The 16,126-nt window shown below is 65.0% G+C and carries 18 protein-coding genes, 1 tRNA gene and 1 pseudogene; 10 read left to right on the forward strand and 10 right to left on the reverse strand.

From position 1 onward, the window contains the following. Positions 1-175 precede the first annotated feature (175 nt). The 5 genes from nusG to SMA01S_RS13095 all read right to left on the reverse strand — a co-directional run bounded on the left by nusG (position 176) and on the right by SMA01S_RS13095 (position 5,694). Positions 176-715: a transcription termination/antitermination protein NusG gene (gene nusG, locus SMA01S_RS13075; RefSeq protein ID WP_066810584.1), complete on the reverse strand. Its 540-nt coding sequence runs from the start codon at positions 713-715 to the stop codon at positions 176-178. An 8-nt stretch (positions 716-723) separates the two neighbouring features. Next, positions 724-921, reverse strand: coding sequence for a preprotein translocase subunit SecE (secE, locus tag SMA01S_RS24855; protein WP_066822705.1), 198 nt, complete (start codon positions 919-921; stop codon positions 724-726). A gap of 349 nt (positions 922-1,270) precedes the next feature. Continuing rightward, a tRNA-Trp gene (locus SMA01S_RS13085) sits at positions 1,271-1,347 on the reverse strand. Positions 1,348-1,409: 62 nt separating this feature from the next. After that, positions 1,410-3,770, reverse strand: coding sequence for a putative bifunctional diguanylate cyclase/phosphodiesterase (locus SMA01S_RS13090; protein ID WP_066822707.1), 2,361 nt, complete (start codon positions 3,768-3,770; stop codon positions 1,410-1,412). Positions 3,771-3,939: 169 nt separating this feature from the next. Further along, the gene (locus SMA01S_RS13095) at positions 3,940-5,694 is read right to left on the reverse strand and encodes a fatty acyl-AMP ligase (protein ID WP_066822716.1); all 1,755 of its coding nucleotides are present in this window, start codon (positions 5,692-5,694) and stop codon (positions 3,940-3,942) included. 124 nt (positions 5,695-5,818) lie between these two features. Here SMA01S_RS13095 and SMA01S_RS13100 point away from each other — a divergent pair, with 124 nt between their 5' ends. The 5 genes and pseudogenes from SMA01S_RS13100 to SMA01S_RS25155 form a co-directional block, all read left to right on the forward strand. After that, a complete protein-coding gene (locus SMA01S_RS13100; RefSeq protein ID WP_084250290.1) occupies positions 5,819-6,349 on the forward strand; it encodes a RecX family transcriptional regulator in 531 nt (176 codons plus the stop codon). Between the two features lie 79 nt (positions 6,350-6,428). After that, a complete protein-coding gene (locus SMA01S_RS13105; protein ID WP_084250291.1) occupies positions 6,429-7,013 on the forward strand; it encodes a cold-shock protein in 585 nt (194 codons plus the stop codon). Positions 7,014-7,017: 4 nt separating this feature from the next. After that, positions 7,018-7,515, forward strand: coding sequence for a DUF192 domain-containing protein (locus SMA01S_RS13110; RefSeq protein ID WP_066822719.1), 498 nt, complete (start codon positions 7,018-7,020; stop codon positions 7,513-7,515). 126 nt (positions 7,516-7,641) lie between these two features. Then, positions 7,642-8,034: an NADH:ubiquinone oxidoreductase subunit NDUFA12 gene (locus SMA01S_RS13115; protein ID WP_066822722.1), complete on the forward strand. Its 393-nt coding sequence runs from the start codon at positions 7,642-7,644 to the stop codon at positions 8,032-8,034. A gap of 281 nt (positions 8,035-8,315) precedes the next feature. Further along, positions 8,316-8,483 (forward strand): annotated as a pseudogene (locus tag SMA01S_RS25155) (DUF2155 domain-containing protein); the annotation flags it as partial. A 35-nt stretch (positions 8,484-8,518) separates the two neighbouring features. On the opposite strand, the gene aat reads toward SMA01S_RS25155, so the two are convergent. The 5 genes from aat to SMA01S_RS13140 all read right to left on the reverse strand — a co-directional run bounded on the left by aat (position 8,519) and on the right by SMA01S_RS13140 (position 12,422). Beyond that, positions 8,519-9,268, reverse strand: coding sequence for a leucyl/phenylalanyl-tRNA--protein transferase (gene aat / locus SMA01S_RS13120; RefSeq protein ID WP_066822725.1), 750 nt, complete (start codon positions 9,266-9,268; stop codon positions 8,519-8,521). Further along, positions 9,265-9,975, reverse strand: coding sequence for a ParA family protein (locus SMA01S_RS13125; protein ID WP_066822727.1), 711 nt, complete (start codon positions 9,973-9,975; stop codon positions 9,265-9,267). The genes aat and SMA01S_RS13125 overlap by 4 nt, the downstream gene beginning before the upstream one ends. Positions 9,976-10,069: 94 nt before the next feature. Further along, entirely contained in the window at positions 10,070-10,456 is a 387-nt protein-coding gene (locus SMA01S_RS13130) for a hypothetical protein (protein WP_066822729.1), read from the reverse strand. A gap of 88 nt (positions 10,457-10,544) precedes the next feature. Next, entirely contained in the window at positions 10,545-11,903 is a 1,359-nt protein-coding gene (locus tag SMA01S_RS13135) for a DNA polymerase Y family protein (RefSeq protein ID WP_066822731.1), read from the reverse strand. Positions 11,904-11,930: 27 nt separating this feature from the next. Then, a complete protein-coding gene (locus SMA01S_RS13140; RefSeq protein ID WP_066822733.1) occupies positions 11,931-12,422 on the reverse strand; it encodes a DNA-deoxyinosine glycosylase in 492 nt (163 codons plus the stop codon). 90 nt (positions 12,423-12,512) lie between these two features. On the opposite strand from SMA01S_RS13140, the gene SMA01S_RS13145 reads away from it, so the two are divergent. The 5 genes from SMA01S_RS13145 (at position 12,513) to rsmH (ending at position 16,126) form a co-directional block, all read left to right on the forward strand. Then, positions 12,513-12,782: a hypothetical protein gene (locus SMA01S_RS13145; protein ID WP_157093934.1), complete on the forward strand. Its 270-nt coding sequence runs from the start codon at positions 12,513-12,515 to the stop codon at positions 12,780-12,782. A gap of 260 nt (positions 12,783-13,042) precedes the next feature. After that, a complete protein-coding gene (locus tag SMA01S_RS13150; RefSeq protein WP_066822743.1) occupies positions 13,043-14,017 on the forward strand; it encodes a cysteine synthase A in 975 nt (324 codons plus the stop codon). Between the two features lie 102 nt (positions 14,018-14,119). Further along, complete coding sequence (locus tag SMA01S_RS13155; protein ID WP_066822746.1) at positions 14,120-14,365, forward strand: hypothetical protein; 246 nt, start codon at positions 14,120-14,122, stop codon at positions 14,363-14,365. Positions 14,366-14,696: 331 nt separating this feature from the next. Beyond that, positions 14,697-15,182 (forward strand): division/cell wall cluster transcriptional repressor MraZ, encoded by a 486-nt coding sequence (locus SMA01S_RS13160; protein ID WP_066822750.1) that lies wholly within the window; start codon positions 14,697-14,699, stop codon positions 15,180-15,182. After that, positions 15,179-16,126: a 16S rRNA (cytosine(1402)-N(4))-methyltransferase RsmH gene (gene rsmH / locus SMA01S_RS13165; protein ID WP_174543140.1), complete on the forward strand. Its 948-nt coding sequence runs from the start codon at positions 15,179-15,181 to the stop codon at positions 16,124-16,126. The genes SMA01S_RS13160 and rsmH overlap by 4 nt, the downstream gene beginning before the upstream one ends.

A 16,126-nucleotide genomic window follows, 5' to 3' on the forward strand; every position in this document is an offset into this window, starting at 1 on the left:
TCCGCGTCGGACGCGTGCGGTTGGCGATGTGGGAATCCAAACCCCTCGGCGGCAGCCTGACGCGGGAGTAAATCCCGCGTCTTCGTCGGACAGGTCGCGCTTCGCGCGCCTGCCGGCCGGCGCTCGCCCGTCTCGTAAATAGCTGCGCTATTTCCGTGCGGCCATAAGCCTGAGCTTATTTCGAGCGCTCGACCTGCTCGAAGTCGAGCTCAACCGGCGTAGCACGCCCGAAGATCGACACGCTGACCTTGACCTTCGACTTGTCGAAATCGAGCTCTTCGACGATGCCGTTGAACGACGCGAACGGGCCGTCGAGCACCTTGACCGAATCGCCGATCTCGTAATCGACCTTGACCTGCTGGCGCGGGGCGGAGGCCGCGGCCTCTTCCTTGCTGTTGAGCATGCGTGCGGCTTCGGCGTCGCTGATCGCCTGGGGCTTGCCGTTCGGACCGAGGAAGCCGGTCACCTTGGGCGTGTTCTTGACCAGGTGATAGACGTCGTCGTTCATCGCGAGCTTGGCCAGCACATAGCCGGGCATAAATTTGCGCTCGACCTGGATCTTCTTGCCGCGGCGCGCCTCGGTGATCGTCTCGGTCGGAACCTCGATCTGCTCGACCAGTTGCTCGAGACCCATGCGGTTCGCTTCCGACAGGATCGCATCGCGAACCTTGCCCTCGAAACCGGAATAAGCGTGGATGATGTACCAGCGTGCCATGGGGAACCTTATTTCGCGAGGCTCAGCAGGTACTCGACGCCCGTGTCGAACACCTTGTCGATGGCGAAGAAGAACACCGCCAGGATGACCGTCATGATCATCACCATCACCCCGGTCATGACCGTCTCACGACGCGTCGGCCATACGACCTTGCGCGTCTCGGCCTGGACCTGCCGGATGAATTCCATGGGGGACGTTTTCGCCACGTGCCTGAACCTATGTAATCGTTGCCGAGTTTGGGGACATAGGACCTCCGCCCGGTCCCTCAAGGGGCACGGACGACAATCAATCCCGATTTCGGATTGAGGCGGAAATAGCGCCGCCCCGTTCGGAACGCAAGCGTTCGCGCTGGCGCGAGGATCGGGACGACGCGGCGATGAACAGTTCGTCGCGATTAACCAATTTCCCAGGGATCGCGCTCCCCCCATTGTCGTTGGGCGAGCGTCCGATATGCGACCGCATCATTAGGGAAGCCCCATGGAACTCGATCACGCGCTCATCCGCATCCTCGCCGCGATCGAACGCGAGCGGGACTATCCGGCGGAAGAGGAAGAGTGGCAGGGGAGCTCGGATTCGAACCGAGGGCCTTCGGTTTTGGAGACCGACGCTCTAACCAGCTGAGCTACACCCCTGTGCGGCGGATGCCTGTAGCGCCACCGCGCGCGGGCGGCAATAGTTAGTCGCCCAGGTTTTATCAGGCGGCCACGGCTTCACCGCTCCAATCGCGCGAAGCCAGAGCGCGCGCTTCGCTCACGGGAAGCGGACGGCCAAAATAATAGCCCTGGACCTTGGTGCAGCCGAGATCCTGGATCAGGCGATGTTCCTCCTCGGTCTCGACGCCTTCCGCGGTGGTCGCCATGCCCAGCGACTGGGCAAGCGCGACGACGGCGTGGATGATCGCGACCGGTTCCTTCTGACCCTTGGACGCGCCCTGCACGAAGCTGCGATCGATCTTGATCGTCGAAAAGCGGGTGCGCGCGAGATAGCCGAGCGACGAATAGCCGGTACCGAAATCGTCCAGGCTCAGGCGGACGCCGAGATCGAGCACGCGTTCGAGCACCTGCACCGCGACAGTGCCTTCGCGCATGAACACGCCCTCGGTCACTTCGAGCTCGAGCCGCTCCGGCGGCAGGCCGCTATTGGCGAGCGCCGAGGCCACTACCGACACGAAAGCGGGATTGTGCAGTTGTTCGGGCGATACATTGACCGCGACCCGCGTTGGCGACGGCCAGCGCGATGCTTCGTCGCATGCCTGGCGCAACACCCATTCGCCCATCGGAACGATCAGTCGCGCATCCTCTGCCAGCGGCACGAACTTGGCGGGCGAAATGATGCCCAGTTCGGGATGAGTCCAGCGCAGCAGCGCCTCGAAACCGGTGAGACTGCCCGATCCCGCGACCACCACCGGCTGGTATTCGAGGTGCATTTCGCCCTTTTCGAGCGCCTGGCGCAGCGCCATTTCGAGCACCCGACGCTCTTCCGCCTTGACGTGGAGTTGGGGTTCGTAGGTGTGGAAGACGCCGCCGCCGGCATCTTTCGAGCGATAGAGCGCGAGGTCCGCCGAGCGGATCAGCATCTCCGCGGTGCGGCCGTCACGCGGGCCGATCGCGACGCCCACCGACGCACCGATATAGAGCGTGTGCGCGTCGACTTCGTAGGGCCGCGACAACATCTCGATGATCGCCTGGGCCAGCTTTTCGACGCGCGCCGTGTCGGAGGCGTCACGCACCACGACCGCAAATTCGTCGCCGCCCAGCCGGCCCACGACCTCATTATCGCTGACCAAATGGCCCAGCCGTTCCGACACGCGCCCGAGCAACCGGTCGCCGACCGGGTGACCGAGCGAATCGTTGACCGCCTTGAAGCGATCGAGATCGATCATCATGAACGCGCAGCGCGTGCCCCATTTCTCCGCCTCGGCCATCGCGCGGCCGAGCTGCTCGTTAAGGTGGAGCCGGTTGGGCAGGCCGGTGAGCATGTCGTACCGCGCCATGCGGTTGATCTTGTCGGCCGATTCGCGTTGGGCGGTAACGTCCGACCCTACGCCGCGGAAGCCGAGGAAAGTGCCGTCCTCATCATGACGCGGACTGGCGGCAAGCGCGAACCATCGCTCGGTATCACCGACCTGCACGGGCAGCAGGATGTCGCGAAACGCCTCGCGATTCTTGAGTTTGTCGGCGAGCATGCGCAGCCCGGAGGAGAAATCGCCGCTTTCCCAATGTGCGCCGGCAAGCGCCTGGAGCAGCGGCATGCCGTTGATCTTCACCGGGTCGAGATGGACCGACCGCGCGAAGCGCGGGCTGGCACGGACGATGCGCCGCGCGCTGTCGGTTTCCCACAGCCAGTCGCCATCCTCCTCTTCGAACTCGCGAAGCAACAGGCTGACGGTTTCGTCGCGTTCGGACAGTCCGATTTCGTTGGCGCGGATCACCACCAGCGCTTTTCCGCGCTGGAAGCAGCTGATCATCAGCAAGACGACGAACAGCATCGTCGCCGCGGCCAGCAACGGGCTGCCGATCAATAGCAGCATGACGGCAATGGCAGTACCGAGGATGCCGAGGAAGCTGAGCGTCGCCAGCGGCAACGCGGCCATCGCGACCGCCGATGCGGTCAGCATGACCGACAACACGATCCACAATCCCATTGCCGTGCCGATGTCGACGCGCGACCCCAGCGCCAGCGGCGGGATCGACCAGACCGAGGCGAGCGCGATTCCCTCCAGCACGGTATCGCGCACATCACCCAGCGTCGCCGAATTCGCATCGCGATGGCGCGAGGCGAGGCGCCTCATCGTCACGCCGACGCCGACCAGGCCGGTCAGGATCGCCCATCCGATCAACATCGCGCGCGGCACCAGGCTGTCGAACATCATGACGACCAGCGCCGCGCCGATCAGGTTGGCGCCGAGCAGGAACAAGGCAAGCTGGCGCCCGGCGTGCAATTGCGCCGCCCGGATCGGCCCCCAGTCGGTCGTGTCCGCCGGATCGTAGAGGCCAAGCAACGCGCGGACGTCGATCCGCGGGGTGGCGAATTGGGAAGATGGCTCCGTGCTCACACCCCTGCGGATAGCGCCTACAGGGTTAGCGAAGGGTTAGGCGGACACGGGATTTTTTCGCGAATTCGCCCCAAAATGGGGAGAGGCAATCGGGATTTGGTCACTAAAGCTGTGGATAACGCCGACGGGCGGACCGAACAGGGCGATATTTTGCCGGTCCGCTAGGGCTTCAAGCAGCGATCGCGTATGGTTTGATCTCGCCCGCGAGGTACAGATTGCGCGCCTTCGCCCGGCTCAACTTGCCGGAACTCGTGCGCGGCAGCGTCCGCGGCGGGATCAGTTCGATCACACAATTCATGCCGGTAACCGACCGCACGCGCTCGCGAATCTCGTCGCGCAGGCGCAGGCGTTCGGCTTCGTCTGATGTCCGGCACTGGACAAGGACGGCCGGCGTCTCTTCCCCGCCCGGCGTGGTGATCGCGAAGGCGGCGATGTCGCCGGCCTTGAAACCGGGCAGCTGTTCGACCGCCCATTCGATATCCTGCGGCCAATGGTTGCGGCCGTTGACGATGATCATGTCCTTGGCGCGGCCGACGATGTAGATATAGCCGTCCGACATATAGCCCATGTCGCCGGTATCGAGCCAACCGTCCTGCATGCACGCGGCGGTCGCTTCGGGGTCGCGGAAATAGCCGACCATCACCGACGGTCCCGCGCACCACACCTTGCCGATCGCGCGTTCGGGCAGCGGCGTGCCATCCTCTTCGCGAATCTCGATCTTCATGTCGCGCGCCGGTTTGCCGCAATTGACGATCGCGCGATAACGCTGCGGGCGGTCGTGGCGGCCTTCCTGGCCGGACAGCTGGGTTTCCTCGACCAGCTCGACGCGGATGCCTTCGCCGGGCGGCATGATCGACACTGCCAAGGTCGCCTCGGCCAGGCCATAGCTGGGCAGGAAAGCGGTCGCCTTGAACCCGGCGTCACCGAACGCGTCGACGAACGACTGCATCACGTCGGGGCGGATCATGTCGGCGCCGTTGCCCGCGACGCGCCAGCGCGACAGATCGAATCGATCCCTTGCCTTGGTCTGGCTCGACATGCGGCGCGCGCAGATGTCGTAGCCGAACGTGGGCGAATAAGAGAGTGTGGTGCCCGGATTGCGGCTGATAAGGTCGAGCCAGGCGAGCGGACGGCGCGCGAAATCCTCGGTCTTGAGGTAATCGGTCGATACCTGGTTGGCGACGATCGACAGGAAACAGCCGACCAGCCCCATGTCATGGTACCAGGGCAGCCACGAGACGCAGCGATCGCCCTCGCCGACATGCATGCCGTGGCTGTGCGCGGCCAGGTTGTTGAGCAGCGCATGATGCGTGATCGCGACGCCATGCGGGAAGCGCGTCGAGCCGCTCGAATATTGCAGATAGGCGATGTCCTCACCCGTGGCCTGCGGCAGCTCGGCGTCGGGGGCAGGGCGTTCGGCGAAGCTCGCCCAGTCGATCCCCTCGATATTCTGAATCCTTGCCGCTTCGGCGCACATCGCGCCGATCTCGGGCGGATAGATCAGCATCGTCGGGTCGCAGCTTTTCAGCTGGACCGACAGCTGGTCGATATAACTTTGCGCACCGCCAAAGCTGGTCGGCAGCGGCAGCGGCACCGGCCAGGCGCCGGCATAGACCACGCCGAAGAACAGGCTGGCGAACTCGACGCCGGTTTCCGCGATCAGCGCGATACGGTCCTTAGGCTTCACGCCCGACGCGATCAGGCGGCGGGCCATCGCCAGCGCGTCCTGCCGCATTTCGGAAAAAGGATAGGCGCGCACCAGCGCGCCGCGCGGATCGTGGAAATTCAGCCCTCGGACGCCTTGCGCGGCATAGTCCAGCGCTTCGCCCAACGTCGCGAAATCGGCCAATCGCCGCGGCAAGGCGTCGTCGGTCGGAGTCGGCACCAGGCTCTCCGTTCGCTCGCCCACCACGTCAGTCGCCATGTCTAATGTCATCACTTTCGCGCCCATGTTCCTGCGGCTCTTACCGGCCGCTTCATGCCAGCGACGGCCCCTGCCGCCCGCACGCGTTCAAATTCGGTTGTCAGTGTGGCACAAACATGGCGACATGGCCCGAGTTCCTCGTCAATCCGCCCCACCGCTCGACCGTTCGAGCCTCGAACGGCTGGCATTGCGCTATGTCGAGCGCTTCGCGACCACGCGAGGGCGGCTGACTGATTATCTCCGCCGCAAGATCCGCGAGCGAGGCTGGGACGGGGAAGCCGTCGACCCGGCCGCTATCGCCAACCGCATGGCCGAACTCGGTTACATCGACGACCGCGCCTGGGGAGAGGCCAAGGCAAATACGATGGCGCGGCGCGGATTGGGCGCGCGACGCGTAGCCGGGGTATTACGTCAGGCAGGCATCGCCGCCGACGATGCCGATGCCATCGCGCCGGCGGTCGCCGACCGGTCGGTGGACGCCGCGATCGCCTATGCCCGCCGGCGGCGGATCGGTCCGTTCGCCGACCAGCCGGGCGATCGCCCGACCCGCGAGAAGCACGTCGCGGCGCTGCTTCGCGCGGGCCATTCGTTCCAGCTGGCCCGCGCGCTGGCCAGCATGAATCCGGGCGACGATCCCGCCGAATTGCTGGAATAGAACGGCTCCGAAACGAGCCGCGCTAACCCTTTGGCTTTCATCATGATCGTGTTACACTGGTTGTTCGCAGGGGGTGACTGTGCGCGTAGAATCGCAGCTGGAGACGGGCGACCGCCCGCTGGAGCCGTTGGAAGAGACAGACGTCGGAGCGCTGGCGGACGGCGAATCGCGCCATCGTGGCGTCGTCAAATGGTTCGACGTCACCCGCGGTTTCGGCTTCTTGGTCGATGACGATCAGGCCGGCGATATCCTGATCCACTTCTCGGTGCTTCAGCCGCACGGCCGGCGCAGCCTGCCCGAAGGCGCGCGCGTCGATTGCGTGGCGGTGCGCCGCGACCGCGGCCTGCAGGCCAGCGCGATCCTGGCCATCGATCTGTCGACGGCAATCGAGCCGCCGCCGCGCATCCGCCCCGATGCCGATCGTGTCGATCCGGTCTCCATGCTCGACCAGGCCGGCCCGTTCGAGCCGGTCGCGGTCAAATGGTTCAATCGCCTGAAAGGCTATGGTTTCCTGGTGCGCGACGCGGACTCGGCCGATATATTCGTGCATATGGAAACGCTGCGCCGAGCCGGTCTACACGAGGTGGAACCCGAGCAACGCCTGAGGGCGAGGATCGTTGAGGGCCGCAAGGGCCCGTTGGCGGTCATGGTCGAACAGGACTGATTTCATGAAATTTGCTGTTGGATTGCTGGCGCTGGCTGCGGGCGTCGGTGGGGCGGGCTGGGCCGGATACAATTGGTACGCCTCGCCGTCGACTGACGCGAGCGCAACCGCGGCCAAGACGATTGCGTTGACCGTCGCCAGCAGCAACGGCACTCACGCTTTCCAGGTCGAGGTCGCCAAGAGCGCGGCCGAGCAGGAAAAGGGGCTGATGTTCCGGACCGATATTCCCGACAATGGCGGGATGCTGTTCTGGCCCTATCCGGCCGGTGGTGGCGCGCCCAAGGAAGCGAGCTTCTGGATGAAGAACACGCCGAGCCCGCTCGACATCATCTTCATCCGCGCCAACGGCACCATTGCGCGTATCGCCGAAAATGCGATTCCCGAAGACGAGACGCCGATTTCGTCGGGTGAGCCGGTCGGCGCGGTGCTCGAGCTCAAGGGTGGGCGCAGTTCCGCGCTCGGTATCGCCGAGGGCGACAAGGTTACCTGGACGGGTAAGTGAACTCTCGTCATCCCAGCGAAAGCTGGGATCTCAGGCCGCATCGTCCCATCGCGAAAGAGTCCAGCTTTCGGTGGGATGGTGATGGCAGGCGTTGAACGCCGGACCGTCACCCGCTAAGCGCGGCCTATGGGTATCAATCTCAATCCCTTCACCTGGTGGACCGGCGCGACCTGGGGCACCATGGTCGGCCTGCTCGGCAAGGAACGCGTCGGCGAGGATGACCTCGGCAACGTCTATTACCGGGGTGGCAAGGACACCAATGGCAACCCGCGGCGCTGGGTGATCTATAACGGCGCGAACGACGCCAGCAGGGTCCCGCCCGAATGGTTCAGCTGGTTGCACCACCAGATCGACGACGTGCCCGACCGTGCGCTGCCGGCGCAGCGCCGTTGGGAAAAACCCGCCGTGCCCAATCTGACCGGGACCGCTCTGGCCTATCGTCCGCCTGGCGCGCTCGAAAAGGGTGGGCATCGCGCGCCTGCAACGGGTGATTACGAAGCCTGGACGCCGGAAGGATGAACTGGCGCCGCGTCGGCGGTATCACCGCGCTGGCGGCCGGGATCGGCGCGGCCGGCTGGGCCGGCTATAATTGGTACGAGACGCCGCCAGCGCCGCCGCCCGACGCGGTGGCGACCGCTGCGCCGACCGCGCTCGACGATAGCGGCCAGTCGGGCGGCGTCGAGACGATCGACGTATCGGGCGATGCCTCCAATCCGACCCAGGGCGCGACGCCGATGAACCAGCGCGTCGCGACGCTCGGCCTGCTCAACAAGCGCAACAGCCAGACTCGCGATTTGACGATGAAGCCGGGCGAGGCGATTCGCGTCGGCAACGCCATCGTCCGTCTTCGCGCATGCGAGGAAACCGCGCCATGGGAGGCCGAGCATTATACCGGCGCCTTCGTCCAGCTCGACATCGAACAGACCGACAAGCAGTGGAAGCGGGTATTTTCGGGCTGGCTTTACAAGGAGCGGCCGAACCTGAACGTGGTGATCGATCCGATCTACGACGTCTGGGTCAAGAGCTGCACGATGTCTTTCCCCAAAGGCGGCGCGGACACCGTGACGGTGCCGGCCGAATCGCCCAAATCGGGCAGCCGGTCGAGCGCGCCGAAATCCCCCGCCGCGGCGCCCGCCACTGCCGCGCCGAGCGAACCGTCGATCGCAGCGCCCAGCAACGCGACATAATCGCTCCGGCTGATCTCGATCGCGCCCAGCGAGGCGAGATGGGGCGTCATGAACTGACAGTCGAGCAAGGTGAATCCGCCCACGCGCAGCCGCGCCACCAGCCAGGCGAGGGCCACCTTTGACGCGTCGGTCGCGCGGCTGACCATCGATTCGCCGAAGAACGCCTTGCCGAGCGCGAGGCCGTAGAGACCACCGACCAGTTGATCGCCGTCCCAGCATTCGATCGAGTGCGCGCGGCCCTGATAGTGAAGCGTGGTGAACACGCTTTCGATCGTGGTGTTGATCCACGTCTCCGGCCGGTCTGCGGCGCTTTCGGCGCAGAGGGCGATCATATCCTCGAATGCCGCGTCGGCAGTGACGCGGAACCGGTCAGAGACGATCACCTTTCTGAGCGATTTCGACAGATGGAAACCGTCGAGCGGCAGGATCGCGCGCTTGCGCGGCTCGACCCAATAGACCCCGGCCGCGTCGCGCGCGTCGGCCATCGGAAAGACGCCCACGGCATAGGCGCCGAGGACGAGATGGGGATCGAGAACTTCGTAGGACGGTTCGGGAGGCGGTTTCATCGCGCCAGCCGTTTCTCGATTGTCTGCCAGAGCGTGGCGAATGCGCGCGCCGCCGCCGAGCTTCCGGCGAACTGCCCCACCGCCGCGCGGCGATCGCCCATCTGTTCGACGATGCTGGCCATCGGGATAATCGGCCAGTCCGGCTGCGCGGCGACCGCTTCGCCGTGCAGCCTGCGCCGGCGGTCGACCATGACGTGGACCGGCAGAACCTTGGTCTTCCCCAGCGACGCGGCCATGTCGTGGAACGCGCGCTGCGACAGTGGCGAAGGGATGACGGGAACGACGATCAGGTCGGCGGCGCGGATCACCTGTTCGCTGGTTTCGGTGAGGCCCGGCGGACAATCGAGGATCACCCGATCGTAATCCTTGGCCAGCGAGCCCAGCAGCTTTTGCAGCCGCTTCTTCTTGTCTAGCTCGTGGAACAGCAGATCGAGCCCGCGCAGCGACGTGTCAGCGGCGATCACGTCGAGTCGCGCGATCGCGGTTGCGCGGGCGAGCTTGCTCGGTTCGACGTCCTTGGTGAACACCGACTGCGCGTCGGCCTTGGCCTTTTTGGTCGGTAGCAGGAAGCTGCTTGCCGCTTGCGGATCGAGATCCCACAGCAGGGTACGACGCGATGACAGCGTAGCCGCGGCCCAGGCCAGATTGACCGCCAGCGTCGTTTTACCAACGCCACCTTTCAGGCTGTAGATCGCGATTGTCGCCATGCCCGCTCCTGTTGGGCCACGACCAGAAAGGTGCCCAATATGGGCAGAGGATGCAACAGCGGTCCGCGCCGAAACGCGGACCGCCGGGTTAAAATCAGGCGTCGCAGGTCTGGGCAGGCTTGCCCGGCGCGGTCAGCTTGATCGATTTGGGCGTGCCCGACACTTCCCAGCCGCCGTCGGCGACATAGGGCTTGCCCGCTTCGGGGGCCTTCAGCACGACCGGCGCGGCGTCCGCCGGGGCCGACACGGTCAGCTGCTTGTCGCCTTCGAAGAAAGTCACGTGCGCCAACGTGTTATCGCCATGGCAGCGCATCGAGACCTCGGCCTTGATCGCCGGCGGAAGCTCGAACTTCGGCTTGGCGGCGACCGTCTTGTTCTCGACGGTGGTCGAGTTCTCGACGGTGGTGCTCGAGGTCTTGGATTGACAGGCCGTCAGCGCCAGAAGCGCCACGGCGGTTGCGGGGAGAAGGGGGGTCTTCATAGGCTTTTGCGCTTCGCGCACGCAGCAGCCAAGGTCAAGATGTAACCATTTTGGGCCGTTCCGGGCATGATGCGTTGCAACAAAAGTGTCATTCGTGAAATTCGTCCATATCCGGGATGCGACCGAACGCAATTTTCGTACCGACGCGATCGATCCGTCCTCCATAAAACGGTCCGAGCGAGACGGCGTGACGGCCGAATTTCTCGTTGAGCCGGTCCATCGCGCGGCTGAGCGCCAGCCCGCGTGTTTCACGGGCCAACGGGTCGTCGGGATCGAGGTGCTCGAACAGCGACCCTTGCTCGCCGGCGACCGGGACGATCTCGTTTAGCGTCACGCCGATCATCCGCACGCGCAGCGAGCCGTGACGCAAGCGCCCTTCTTCGGCCAACCGGGGAAACAAGGCGTCGAGCGCGGCGAGGACCTGGAAACTGTCCTGTGTCGGGGCCAGGCGGCGGCTGGTCTGCCACACGACCTTGTCCTGCTCGAACCGGACGTGAAGGACCAGCAAGCGCGCCGCATAGCCCTTGCGGCGCAGCCGGCTCGCTGCCTTGAGCGCCAGGCGCCGCGCGGTCAGCCGCACCGGCTCGAGCCCGCGCTTGCCGGGCGACAGCACATGACTGTGTCCGATCGACCGCGTGCGCGTCGCCTTGTCGGGCAAGTCGACGCCATGGAGCAGATACCAGAGTCGATCGCCGTTGGTGCCGCCCCAGGCGGTGCCGGCATCGCGCGGTCGGCGCTCGCAATATTGACGGATATCGTTGACCCCGTCGCGGGCCAGCCGGCGCTCCATGTTCGCGCCGATTCCCGAAATGTCGCGCAATGCCAGCCCGAACAATCGGTGTGGCAACTGCTCGGCGGTCAACACGATCAGCCCGTCGGGTTTCTGCATGTCGGAGGCGAGCTTGGCGAGAAGCCGGTTCGGCGCGATCCCGACCGACGAGGTCAGGCACTCGCCGACATTGGCGCGGATCCCCGCCTTGATCCGCCGTGCCAGCGCCACTGCCTGGTCTGGCGAATTCTCATTGTCGAGCAGACGGCACGCTACTTCGTCGATCGAACAGACCCGCGTCACGGGGATGTGCTTCCAGATCTCCGCGATCACGGCGTCGTGGAACTCGACATATTTGTCGTGGCGCGCCGGCGCGATCAGCAACTCGCGGCATAGTCTTTTGGCTTCCCAGACGGGCGTGCCGGTGGTGATGCCATAGCGCTTGGCTTCGACCGACGCGGCGATCGCGACCGTCGTGTCGGACCCGACCGGCGCGACGATCACCGGTTTGCCGCGAAGGGCAGGGTCGAGTTGCTGTTCCACGCTGGCGAAATAGGAGTTGAGGTCGAGGAACAACCAGCGCAGCGGCCGCGGCGGCAACGTCAGCTCGACCGACAAACCGTGCGCGTCGGCTGGAGCAGAGGATATCGATTCGGCCAGCGCCATGACGCGGAACATTATCAGAACATTGGCGCGCGAAACAGGTCAGAGATAATGGCGCAGCGCCGCCCATGCGCCCTGCTTCGCCGCGATGCCGATCGTGTGGAGCGGGCTGCTCGATGGCAAGGCGAGGAGGTCATATCGCTGAACATGGTCTTCCATCAGCCGTAGGCCGATCTTGTGCGCCGTCCCGCCGTTGAAGGCGATCGCGCGCAACCAGGGCAGCTTGGCGGCGAGTTGCTCGAGATCGTTGGGCGCATGGTCGCGGATCGCGGCGTCGCTGCTGCCGGCGCGGGTGGCGGTCGCGACGACGTCCCACAGCCCGATATGCGCGTCGAGCAGCGTTGCGAGCCGATCCTCATAGTCCAAGGCCACCAGATCGCTTCCGACAACTGGGGAGAGCAGCCGCCAGAACTGATTCTGCGGATGCGCATAGTATCGTTGCGCCGCCAAGCTGCGGTCGCCGGGAAGGCTGCCGCAGATCAACACTTTGGTCCGCTTATCGACCACCGGGGCAAAGGAGCGTTTGAGCGTCACGGCAATAATGTAGCGCGCCCCACCAAGCGCGTCGCGCCTTGACCGCGCTGCCGGTTCGGGTGACGATCTTTGCCAATCAGGGAGATGGGCATGAAGCGAGTGCTGTTGGTAGGGGTGGTCCTGGCCGTGCTGGCGGGATGCGGCGGCAGCCCGACGGCGGTCGGACAGAATTCGGCTGACTCGATCACCACCACGGCTGTCGGCAATGTCGTCGCGACGGTGCCGAGCCCGACGCCGACGCCCACAGAGAATGCTGCTGCGGCGGCGACGCCCGACAACGTGGCGGCGGCTGACGATAGCGCGGGGGCTAATGAGACGTCGACCAACAGCGCGGCGAGCAGTGACGCCCACCAGGAGTAATCGGTAGGCCGGAAAAGCCCTCTTCCCCTTGCGGCAGGGGCCCGCTCGGCGCAGCCGAGTGGGAGGGTTGGGGGCGAGCCGCAGGCTCGCGCGGCGCGAAGCGCCGCCCCCTCATCCAAGCTTCGCTAGGCAGCAAGCTGCCAAGCCCCGCTATCCTTCTCCCACAAGGGGAGAAGGAAGGGGTAACCACACAACAAGGAATTGACCGGCCCGCAGCAGCGATTGCTTGCCCGCGCCGCGCGGCGGTTTATCTAGGCCTCATGCCCATCACGCCCGACACCCTGTCGCTCATCGGCCATACCCCTCTCGTCCGCCTCAAAGGGCCAAGCGAAGCGGCTGGCGCCGAGATTTTCGGCAAATGCGAATTCACCAATCCCGGCGCGAGCGTGAAGGATCGCGCTGCGCTGTTCATCGTCCAGGATGCGGAGGAGCGCGGGCTGATCGCGCCGGGCGGCACGATCGTCGAGGGGACGGCGGGCAATACCGGCATCGGGCTGGCGCTGGTCGCCAATGCCAAGGGTTACAAGACGATCATCGTCATGCCCGAGACGCAGAGCCGGGAGAAGATGGACACGCTGCACGCGCTCGGCGCCGAACTCGTCCTGGTGCCGGCCGCGCCTTATTCGAATCCTGGCCATTTCGTGCACACCAGCCGGCGTATCGCCGAAGAGACGCCGAATGCGATCTGGGCCAATCAGTTCGACAATATCGCCAATCGCAAGGCCCATATCGTCGGGACCGCCGAAGAGATCTGGGATCAGATGGACGGCCGGATCGACGGGTTCACCTGTGCGGTGGGGACCGGCGGGACGCTGGCGGGCGTGGGGCTCGGCCTCAAGTCGCACGACGAGAAAGTGACGATCGCGCTCAGCGACCCCGACGGCGCCGCGCTTTATTCTTATTATGCCTGTGGCGAACTCCGCAGCGAAGGATCATCGGTGGCGGAAGGGATCGGGCAAGCGCGGATCACCGCCAATCTCGAAGGCGCGCCGGTCGACACCCAATTCCGCATCTCGGACGCCGAAGGATATTATTGGGTCAGACGCCTGCTCGACGAAGAGGGGCTTTGCCTGGGGCTGTCGTCGGGTATCAATGTTGCCGGTGCCGTCGCGCTGGCAAAACAATTGGGTCCGGGGAGCAGGGTTGCGACGATCCTGTGCGACACGGGATTCCGCTACCTTTCAACGCTCTACAACAACGACTGGTTGGCATCCAAAGGATTGGTTCCCGCCTAATGCGGTAGGCTGTGGCAACGGCAAGGTCGACAAACGCCTCGCGATGCGTTACATAAATGCCACACAAGTATGAAAACACTGGTTCGCGACAACATTCAAACAATGCAGCGGGTGAAGGTCGGCATGATCGGTCTCGCGGCCGTATTGCTGATGATCGGCGTCGCCGCGGCCCTGTTCACGATCGTCAGCCGGGAACGTCCGCTCAAGGCGGTGGGCGCGCCCAAGGTCGATGTCGCCGCCAACCTTGCCGCGTCGAACAGCGCCGCCCCGGCCGATACCGCGACCAGCGAGCCACTCGCCGAAATGGGCGTGGCTCCGGCGGCATCGCCCACCCCCACCAAGCCCTGATGTCCGTGCCCGCACCGGGAAGCGATGGGAAATCATCCCAAAGCTGGGCTGAGTCGTGGCGATTCCAACATTTCAAGTCCTCACGGGTGCCTTCAAGCGCCCGAAGGGCGGGCTATGGTTAAAGAAACTTTTATAATGTTTGTAATGGCTTAGCTTAGCTCGTCCAATACTGACCCATCAAACACCAAAAATTCCCATTGAATCCCATCCGGTGGCTTGATACGCCAGTCACCGGAAGTGGGGCGTTTTTACCCGTTGATTCTGATCACGTCGGCGCGAGCGAGGGCTCGTTCCGCGAACGGGAAAACGCATGTCTGGTTCGGGGCGAACGGTGGCTGGGAGCAGCATCTATACGGGTACGGCACTGCAGCTTGTCGATGACAAGAACCGCGTCTCTATCCCTGCCAAGTTCCGCGACGCCGTCATCGACAACACCCCGCCCGAGCGCTTCAAGAAAGGCCCGTTCGTCCTCATGGGCCAGCACCCCGAGGCGAAATGCCTGATCGCCTACGACCAGGGCTATGTCGACGCGAAGCTGGCCAAGGCCGCGGCGGGTGATAACGACCCCGCGTTCAACGTCCTTCGCGTCATCGCCGGCGGTGCCGAGGAAGTCGGCTTCGACAGCACCGGCCGCGCCGTCATCATCAACTGGATGAAGGAAGAGGCGGGCATCACCAAGCACGCCTTCTTCTACGGGTCGCTGACGCATTTCGAGATTTGGGATCCCCACACCCTTCTCGCCGCGACCGACGACCAGGCTGCCCCCGTCCTCAAGCGCATCTGTCGCAACCTCATGCAGGAAAAGAACATCCTGTGAGCACGCCCACCCCCCATATTCCGGTGCTCATCGATGAGGTGATCGACGCTCTCCACCCCACCCCGGGAGAGCGTCATGTCGATGCGACCTTCGGCGCCGGCGGCTATACCCGGGCGATCCTCGCTAGGGGCGCCGAGGTGGTTGCGTTCGATCGCGACCCCGATGCGATTGCTGCCGGCCAGGACATGGTCGCTGCGTCGGACGGGCGCCTCACGCTTGTCGAGGCGCCGTTCTCCGCGCTCGAGTCCGAACTCGACGCCCGCGGCCTCGCGCCGGTCGATGGCGTGGTAATGGATATCGGCGTGTCGTCGATGCAACTCGACCAGGCCGAGCGCGGCTTCTCGTTCCAGGGCGACGGGCCGCTCGACATGCGGATGAGCCAGTCGGGCGAGAGCGCCGCCGATTTCCTCAACAGCGCCGATGAGAGCGACATCGCCGATGTGCTCTACCTGTACGGCGAAGAGCCGCGCTCGCGCCGCGTTGCCCGTGCGATCGTCTCCGCAAGACCCCTTACGCGGACTTCCGAACTCGCGACCGTGGTGCGGAAGGCGCTAGGCCATAAGCCGCACGACAAGAAGGACCCCGCGACGCGGACCTTCCAGGCCGTACGGATTCATATCAACCGGGAGCTCGGCGAGCTGGCCGATGGTCTCGCCGCGGCGGAGCGTGTGCTCAAGCCCGGTGGGCGGCTGGCTGTGGTGACCTTCCATAGCCTGGAGGATCGGCTGGTGAAGCATTTCCTGCGCGAGCGGAGCGGCGCGATGCCGTCCGGTTCGCGGCATCTGCCGCCTCAGGCCGCTCAGGCCGAAGCGACATTCGAAACGATCGGGCGCGCGGTGCGCCCCAGTGACGCCGAGCTGGCGCGGAACCCGCGTGCTCGTTCGGCGACCTTGCGTGTGGCCAGGCGGACCGCGTCGGCGGCCTGGGTTGCGGGAGAATTGTGA

The sequence above is a fragment of the Sphingomonas mali NBRC 15500 genome, assembly GCF_001598415.1.
Taxonomy (GTDB): Bacteria; Pseudomonadota; Alphaproteobacteria; order Sphingomonadales; family Sphingomonadaceae; genus Sphingomonas; species Sphingomonas mali.

Coding starts and splice junctions, on each gene's coding strand:
- nusG (WP_066810584.1), bottom strand. CDS start 715: ATGGCACGCTGGTACATCATCCACGCTTATTCCGGTTTCGAGGGCAAG.
- SMA01S_RS13095 (WP_066822716.1), bottom strand. CDS start 5,694: ATGGCGACTGACGTGGTGGGCGAGCGAACGGAGAGCCTGGTGCCGACT.
- SMA01S_RS13100 (WP_084250290.1), top strand. CDS start 5,819: ATGGCCCGAGTTCCTCGTCAATCCGCCCCACCGCTCGACCGTTCGAGC.
- SMA01S_RS13110 (WP_066822719.1), top strand. CDS start 7,018: ATGAAATTTGCTGTTGGATTGCTGGCGCTGGCTGCGGGCGTCGGTGGG.
- SMA01S_RS13115 (WP_066822722.1), top strand. CDS start 7,642: ATGGGTATCAATCTCAATCCCTTCACCTGGTGGACCGGCGCGACCTGG.
- aat (WP_066822725.1), bottom strand. CDS start 9,268: ATGAAACCGCCTCCCGAACCGTCCTACGAAGTTCTCGATCCCCATCTC.
- SMA01S_RS13125 (WP_066822727.1), bottom strand. CDS start 9,975: ATGGCGACAATCGCGATCTACAGCCTGAAAGGTGGCGTTGGTAAAACG.
- SMA01S_RS13130 (WP_066822729.1), bottom strand. CDS start 10,456: ATGAAGACCCCCCTTCTCCCCGCAACCGCCGTGGCGCTTCTGGCGCTG.
- SMA01S_RS13135 (WP_066822731.1), bottom strand. CDS start 11,903: ATGTTCCGCGTCATGGCGCTGGCCGAATCGATATCCTCTGCTCCAGCC.
- SMA01S_RS13145 (WP_157093934.1), top strand. CDS start 12,513: ATGAAGCGAGTGCTGTTGGTAGGGGTGGTCCTGGCCGTGCTGGCGGGA.
- SMA01S_RS13150 (WP_066822743.1), top strand. CDS start 13,043: ATGCCCATCACGCCCGACACCCTGTCGCTCATCGGCCATACCCCTCTC.
- SMA01S_RS13155 (WP_066822746.1), top strand. CDS start 14,120: ATGCAGCGGGTGAAGGTCGGCATGATCGGTCTCGCGGCCGTATTGCTG.